The organism is Vibrio sp. 10N.261.55.A7, from assembly GCF_002877365.1.
GTDB lineage: Bacteria > Pseudomonadota > Gammaproteobacteria > Enterobacterales > Vibrionaceae > Vibrio.
In genome coordinates this window covers 1-5271 of the sequence record NZ_MCWZ01000117.1, presented here as the reverse complement: position 1 = coordinate 5271, position 5271 = coordinate 1, and the positions used below count along the sequence as shown (strand labels likewise).

The window sequence follows — 5271 nt, the reverse complement described above, 5'->3', positions numbered from 1 at the left end:
GATCAATTTATTACAGGGAATGTTATGCCTGAAAGTACTCAAGCGGAAAAGGAACAACCAGACACAAAGGAAGAAGTGAATTCGGCCGGAAAGGCGAATCGAGTCAGGAAGATAACCAACTATCTACTTATAGCGGTCGCGGCTCTATTATTGTTCAGTATCATTTCGGATCGAATTATACCGTCAACAGACAATGCTCGAGTGAAGGGGTATGTCGTTCCAATCAAACCTCAGGTTTCTGGCCAGGTTCTTGATATTTTAGTCAACGCGAATCAGCCAGTGAAAGAGGGTGATGTGCTAGCGAAGCTTAACCCAGCAGATTATGAAATTGCCGTTCAACAAGCTGAGCAAAACCTTGAAATAGCAGGTCAAAATGTTGGGGCGCAGACAGCGACCATTGCGGCATCGCAAGCTCGCTTGACGAGCGCCAATGTGGATTTAGAAAACGTTAAATTGCAGAGCAATCGAATTCTCGAAATGGCGGAACGTGGCGTTGTGTCTCAATCGGATGCCGACCAAGCAAGAGCGAATCTCGCAAGTGCGAGGGCAGGAGTGAAAAATGCTCAAGCTGATCTTGAAAAGTCTAAACAACAGCTGGGTGCGAATGGCGAAGATAATAGCCAGATAAAAGCCGCGTTACTGGCTCTAGAGCAAGCTCAAATAAACCTAGAAAGAACCGTCATCAAAGCGCCAACGGATGGTGGGGTCTCTAACTTTAGCTTATCGGAAGGGTTCTACGCGTCAGCGGGTCAGCCGTTGATGACGTTTGTCTCGACGGAAAGTATTTGGATAGAAGCTTATTTTCGCGAGAACAGCCTTGGTAACATCAAGGCTGGAGATGCGGTTGAAGTTGCATTAGATTTTGCACCTGGGAAAGTCATTAAAGGAACGGTATCGAGCGTAGAGTGGGGCATAGATTGGGGGCAGAATGACCAAGCGGGTAAACTGGCTCAAGCGAATAAGCAAACGGGATGGCTTCGTCAAACTCAGATGTTGCCAATCTCGATTGAATTCAACACAAAAGATGCACAAGGCTTATTACGAGTTGGTGGCCAAGCCGACGTGATAGTTTATAGCAGCGACAATTTTGTGTTTAACACTATCGGTAAGTTTTGGATACGATTCATTAGTTGGATGTCTTATGTCCGCTAAACTCGCAGATGATCCGCGTATTCAAGTCAGGATCTTACGCTATACCGTAGGTGTTGGTGTTGCGGTTTTCCTTGCCACCTTGATTGACTGGCCATTGGCCTTCATTGCTCCCGTTTTCGTTGCTAAGTTTCTAATTGATAAGTCAGAACTCAATAAAGCAACGATCTATGAATTGTTGATTGCAATGATAGTCACCATGGCGTTGGGCTTGTTCCTATCGAATGGAATCACGCAATACCCCGTACCACTATTGATCGTTGTGGGTTTGATGATGCTTTGGGGTTATTACCTATTCACCGATCCTAAATGGAATTTATTCGCCACAATCCTAATCATGGCTGTGCTAATGTTGCCATTTATGGCGATATCTAATCCTGGTATTTCGGTGTTTCTCGCGACTGGCCTTACGACATCGGGCGTTGTCGCTGTCGGCATTTTTGCATTAGTACATATCCTTCTTCCTGAAGAAAACAAAACATTCTCTGGTTACGAAGCCTCGCCACTAAACAAGCAACAACGTTGGTATGCGGCGTTTAGAGCGATGCTCATATCGTTTCCTGTCGTCTGCTTCTTCTTTGTCTTTCAAATATCAGAAGCGTTGCTAACAATGATGTTCATCGCGTTACTGTCTCTGATGATTACGTCAGAAAAATCAGTGAAATTAAGTGCGTTTCTCATGATCAGTAACGGGATTGGAGGGATATTGGCGATTGGCGTCTTTACGATTCTTTCCATTGTTCCAAATATTCTTTTCTACACACTGTTTGTCTCTTTAGTGGCAATCATCATGGCGACACAAATCTACACTAAGCCTGATAAAGCCCCCATTTACGCAACAGCATTTAGCACGGTGCTTGTTTTATTAGGGAGCACATTAATGAGCTCTGGCGAGATAGATAGCAATATGATCGTGCGATTGGTTCAGTTGTTTATTATCAGCGTATACATGATTCTCGTCTCGTTTTTCCTAGAGACACGAAATTGGAAGTTTTTAACTCTGCAGCCATAGCCTGCATGTCATATAACAAGGAACGTTTATGAAAATTGAAGGTAACTTCTCAAATCAGGCGATTGATGCCTTTATTAAGATTGCTGCGATATCGATACTCGTATTTTGGTGTTTCTCCATTTTGCGTCCATTTATCTTGTTGGTTGTGTGGGGGGGAATCATCGCCACTGCACTCTACCCAATCGTTACATGGGCAAGCAATCGCTTTTCAATTGGTAAAGGAAAAGCGAGTGGTTTGCTTGCGTTTATCGGAGTCATCCTTCTCCTCATTCCACTGATTGCGATATCAACCGGTTTGTATACAAGTGGTTCTGAACTGGTAGCAGGTTACCAAGATGGAACCATAGCGATTCCAAAGCCGGATGCGAGCATTAAAGAGTGGCCTGTTATTGGAGAAAAGGCGTATGCATTTGTTTACCAAGCGTATTCCAATATAGAAAGTGTATTCGTTAATTATGGTGAAGAGGTTAAGATCGTTGTCGGTAAAGTTGCCTCCTTTGCAGGTTCGCTTGGTGGTGGTTTTATTCAATTTATCATTTCAACCATCATTGCTGGTGCATTTATGGCGAATGCTGACAAATGCGAAAGAGCCTTTATTCTCATCGCGAAGCGACTTACTGGAGCACACGGAGAGAGCTTAACTGTTCTTTCTAAGAATACGGTGAGAAGTGTTGTTCAAGGCGTTATTGGCGTGGCGTTCATACAATCTGTTATGGCGGGTATCGGTATGTTTTTTGCCGATATTCCGGCCTTAGGTTTTTGGATGCTATTGGTCATGCTCGTCGCTATCATTCAATTACCACCCATCTTAGCGTTATTACCTCTGATCATTTACGTGTTCTCTGTTGATACAACCACAACCGCTGTTCTATTCCTAATTTGGTCGATATTAGTGAGTGGTAGTGATGCCATTCTTAAACCCATTCTTCTAAGCCGTGGCAGTAATATTCCAATGCTGGTCATTCTCATGGGGGCGCTAGGTGGTATGGCTATGTCGGGCATTGTTGGTTTGTTTGTTGGCGCTGTGGTTTTAAGTGTCACATACCAACTATTAATAGCTTGGCTAGAGAGTGAAGCGAGTGAAGAAAAAATAGAATTGAAAAAAGGGGAGTAAGATGAAAAAGGTGTCAAAGGACGACAACTTCTTCTTTCTCTTTTTCGCGCTGATTGGATTGCTTTTTGTCAGCGCGTTCATGCAACAGTTTTTTGCTGAGGGACAAGCATTAATTCTTGCCCTCATCATCATTTGTCTCGCTGTTTCTATCGTTGGAGTGAAACGAAAAAAAGTATTCTATAGAAACTGGTATGGGGTACTGTTATCTGTGGCCGCGATTTCAGGAGGATTCAACTTTCTTGATGAATATGACCTTTCGCTTGTCACTTTATTCGCGCTTTTGTTTTTCCTACTCTCCCATACGGTCAGTGCTCTCAAACAAGTCATGCTCAATGACTATGTCAGTCGGAATCAGTTGGTTGGTTCAATTTGTGTCTATTTACTTATTGGCGTGAGTTGGTCAATCGTTTATCTCATTCAATTAGAGATGTTTCCAGAAGCATTCAATGGAATTGAGCCAAAGCCCTGGATTGATAATCTTTTTGAAGTGACTTACTTCAGTTTTATTACATTAACGACCGTCGGGTATGGGGACATTTCCCCAGCTCTGCCTATCCCTAGGTTTTTTGTATTTATAGAATCAATCCTAGGCAGTTTTTATATGGCAATTATGGTTGCAAGCTTAGTGAGTAGTCGATTAAGTCAGGCTAATCCGTCTTAAGGAATTAAAGTGAAAAATTTATTGGTTGTTATTGGCTGTTTGTTGATTCAAGCTTGCGGTTCTTTGAACTCCGAGGCACCCACACATACGGACAGCTGGACAACAAAACATTTAGATGATCGACGTTGGCGTGATGCTGATGAACTTAATCGAGACTACATTAAATTAGCCTCAGAAACGGCATTGCCTATACAACCGGCTAGAGTCCGTGTGATAGGAACGAGTACGGAAAACGCGGTAAACAGCCTTGCTACCAAGATTCATTTGATTGAAAACGCTGAATACACCATAGATTTAACTTACTACATATACGCCGATGATCTGGCTGGTAAGGCAATTCAAGGCGCTCTTTGCACGGCGGTTAAACGAGGTGTCGATGTCCGTATTATGGTCGACAGTCTTGGCTCATTCAGTTTCAATAATTCAGGCTTAAAGGGACTGTTACAGTGCGCAGAGTCGGCTGGCTATGTTAAAGATCGCGATGGCGTACTGACAAACCAGCGAGCAAGAGTTCAAGCCGTTGTATTCAATGCCTTGACCAAAGGGGACTCTAAACTCAACCACCGTTCACATGACAAGCTACTTATCGTAGATGGGGCTTATCCAGCGCGTGGATGGGTTGTGACAGGAGGAAGGAATGTTTCACTCCATTACTATGGCCTTGATCAACATGGCGAATATGACCGCAACGCATTTAAAGATATCGAGATCGTCGTTAGGCCAACTGTAAACGCAACTGAGTTCACTTCACCGAGTCAACTTGCCGAATACTATTACTCTGTGTTGTTTTCAAAACCCGGAAATAAGAAGGTACACACTTCATTATCGTACAATCGTGATATGTATGACTTGGAAGCTTCTCTTAAAGAACTCAAGACCTCCGACACGTTCGATGAAGCGTACCGTGGTATATCAGGCTATCTGGCGTCTGAGTTTTCCTTGGCAGACACAAAGTTTGCTCATGAGTTAGATAATCTAAATGCCACCGATGTCGTCGAAAAATACAGCGTCAACAAAAGACAGAACTCTAATTCAATTAGTGGGTTACTGGCACGAATAGCCTACTCCAATAAAAGCATAAAAAAGGTTAGGATAGTGTCCCCGTATCTCTTTTTACAATCCGAATTGCTTAAAGATGAAGGTGTTCTAGAAAAAGACTTAGACGTCGCCAAAGCATGGTTGGATCAAGACCCCGAGCGTTCGATTGAAATAATCACCAACTCAGCATTAACCAGTGATAACTTTTTTACGCAAGCTGTTATCGATATGCACACAGCTCCGACACTTCTTATGTCAGAAGAGCAAAAACAAATTTGGCTCGATGACGACATCAAA

Annotated in this window: 5 protein-coding genes; all 5 read left to right on the top strand. The window is 43.1% G+C overall.

Annotation, left to right across the window (positions count from 1 at the left end):
• Nucleotides 1-24: 24 nt before the first annotated feature.
• Complete coding sequence (locus BCU12_RS08450; protein ID WP_102403899.1) at nucleotides 25-1152, top strand: HlyD family secretion protein; 1128 nt, start codon at nucleotides 25-27, stop codon at nucleotides 1150-1152.
• Entirely contained in the window at nucleotides 1142-2161 is a 1020-nt protein-coding gene (locus BCU12_RS08445) for a DUF2955 domain-containing protein (RefSeq protein WP_102403898.1), read from the top strand. Before BCU12_RS08450 ends, BCU12_RS08445 begins: the two co-directional genes overlap by 11 nt.
• 28 nt (nucleotides 2162-2189) lie before the next feature.
• The gene (locus BCU12_RS08440; protein WP_102403897.1) at nucleotides 2190-3275 is read left to right on the top strand and encodes an AI-2E family transporter; all 1086 of its coding nucleotides are present in this window, start codon (nucleotides 2190-2192) and stop codon (nucleotides 3273-3275) included.
• 1 nt (nucleotide 3276) lies between these two features.
• Nucleotides 3277-3936 (top strand): potassium channel family protein, encoded by a 660-nt coding sequence (locus BCU12_RS08435; RefSeq protein ID WP_102403896.1) that lies wholly within the window; start codon nucleotides 3277-3279, stop codon nucleotides 3934-3936.
• A 9-nt stretch (nucleotides 3937-3945) separates the two neighbouring features.
• Nucleotides 3946-5271 (top strand): phospholipase D-like domain-containing protein (locus BCU12_RS08430; RefSeq protein WP_102403895.1); only part of this gene is annotated, 1326 nt, incomplete at its 3' end.

Coding starts and splice junctions, on each gene's coding strand:
- BCU12_RS08440 (WP_102403897.1), top strand. CDS start 2,190: ATGAAAATTGAAGGTAACTTCTCAAATCAGGCGATTGATGCCTTTATT.
- BCU12_RS08435 (WP_102403896.1), top strand. CDS start 3,277: ATGAAAAAGGTGTCAAAGGACGACAACTTCTTCTTTCTCTTTTTCGCG.
- BCU12_RS08445 (WP_102403898.1), top strand. CDS start 1,142: ATGTCCGCTAAACTCGCAGATGATCCGCGTATTCAAGTCAGGATCTTA.
- BCU12_RS08450 (WP_102403899.1), top strand. CDS start 25: ATGCCTGAAAGTACTCAAGCGGAAAAGGAACAACCAGACACAAAGGAA.